The sequence below is a fragment of the Sphingobium tyrosinilyticum genome (assembly GCF_042654265.1).
In the GTDB taxonomy this organism is placed as follows: Bacteria; Pseudomonadota; Alphaproteobacteria; order Sphingomonadales; family Sphingomonadaceae; genus Sphingobium; species Sphingobium tyrosinilyticum.
Map to the genome: position 1 here is coordinate 1 of NZ_JBHSFZ010000038.1, position 1,586 is coordinate 1,586.

At 58.0% G+C, this 1,586-nt stretch carries 1 protein-coding gene; it reads right to left on the reverse strand.

Annotated elements, in window-relative coordinates; translation table 11 throughout:
- Positions 1–83 precede the first annotated feature (83 nt).
- Positions 84–1,523, reverse strand: coding sequence for an IS1182 family transposase (locus ACFO3E_RS15135; RefSeq protein ID WP_380805786.1), 1,440 nt, complete (start codon positions 1,521–1,523; stop codon positions 84–86).
- Between the last annotated feature and the right edge of the window lie 63 nt (positions 1,524–1,586).

Genomic DNA, 1,586 nt, shown 5'->3' on the forward strand with positions numbered 1-1,586 from the left:
TCGGCTAACGACCCAGGCTGTGTGGAAACGTCTTCGTTGCTCTGGTTGATAGATGGTCCGAGCCGAGTTTGGACGGCGTTGTCTTAGCCGGCGATGGCACTCAGCAGGTTACGGCTTCCCATGATATTGAGGACGCGGGTGAGGTTATAGGCGAGGACATGGAGGGCCATTTCGGTGGAAACGCGCGTCTTGGTCCTAGTGAGGAAATGTGTGTAGCCCATTCGAGCCTTGAGGGTGCCAAAGGGATGCTCGGCGGTCTGGCGCCGGATGCGCATGGCGTCCGGATTGGCATCGAGCCGGTGCTGCATCGCGTCGATCACATCTTCATGCTCCCATCGGGAGATGCGGCGCTCTTTGCCGGGCGTACAGCGCGATTTGATCGCGCAGGTTTGGCAGGTGCTGGCCCAGTATCGATTTATCTTTAGACCTCTTTCCTCACTCTGGAGGCGGTTTTTCAGCAGTTCTCCTGCGGGACAGCGATAGACATCTTGCTCGGGCACATAGACAAAATCCGGCTTTCCGAAGCGACCTTCATATCTGGCTCTTGAGGTCAGTGGCTTTGGTAGGGTGACGGTGACGCCAGCCTGTTCACTGGCGAGGATCTGCTCGCTCGAAAAATAGCCACGATCGGCCACTACATCCAGCCGATCCACACCCAGGACCGTCTTGGTCGTTGTCGCCATGCCGCTCAGTTGAGCCCGGTCGCTGCCGACATTCGTCACTTTGTGGGCAACGATGATGTGGTGCTCGGTATCGACCGCAACCTGGACGTTATACCCGACCATTCCGGTCCCACGACCGCTGGTCGCCATGGAACGAGCGTCAGGATCAGTCAGTGAAATCTGCTGATCCGGCGCAGCCAGCATGTGCTCCTCCAGCCCATCGAGACGTTTCATCTCCTCCTCAAGCCTGGCAATCTTCTCCTTCAGGCGATCCGTTTTTGCGGCCAGGACGTCTGTCGGCTCCTGCCTGTCTGCCGTGTCCAGTTGCGAGAGATAGCGTGCAACGCTTTCTTCGATCTGCTCCCGGCGCCGCGCCAGCTTGGCTGCAGTGAAGTTGCGGTCGCGATTATTGACCGCTTTGAACTTGCTGCCGTCAATGGCAACGCTGCCACTCGTGAGCAGGGCCATCTCCCGGCAGAGCAAGACGAAACGGCCACAAACTCGGCGGATCGCAGGACCATTATCGCGTCGGAAATCGGCAATCGTCTTGTGATCGGGTACAAGCCGGCCCACCAGCCACATCAGCTCGACATTGCGGTCAGCCTCCCGCTCCAGGCGTCGGCTCGACTGAACCCGATTAAGATATCCGTAGATGTAGAGCTTGAGGAGGACCGACGGGTGATAAGAAGGCCGCCCTGTCGCGGCAGGCTGCGCACCGTCAAATCCAAGCACCAGAAGATCGAGCGTATCAACGAACGCATCGATCACTCGAACCGGATTATCAACCCCGATCCAATCATCTACGCAGGGCGGAAATAACGTCGTCTGCTTGCGATCAGCGCCAGAAATAAAGCGACCCATATGATCCCCCAAACCGTGGGAGCATCATACCATATCCGCCGCGTTTCCACACAGTCTGGACCA

Coding starts and splice junctions, on each gene's coding strand:
- ACFO3E_RS15135 (WP_380805786.1), bottom strand. CDS start 1,523: ATGGGTCGCTTTATTTCTGGCGCTGATCGCAAGCAGACGACGTTATTT.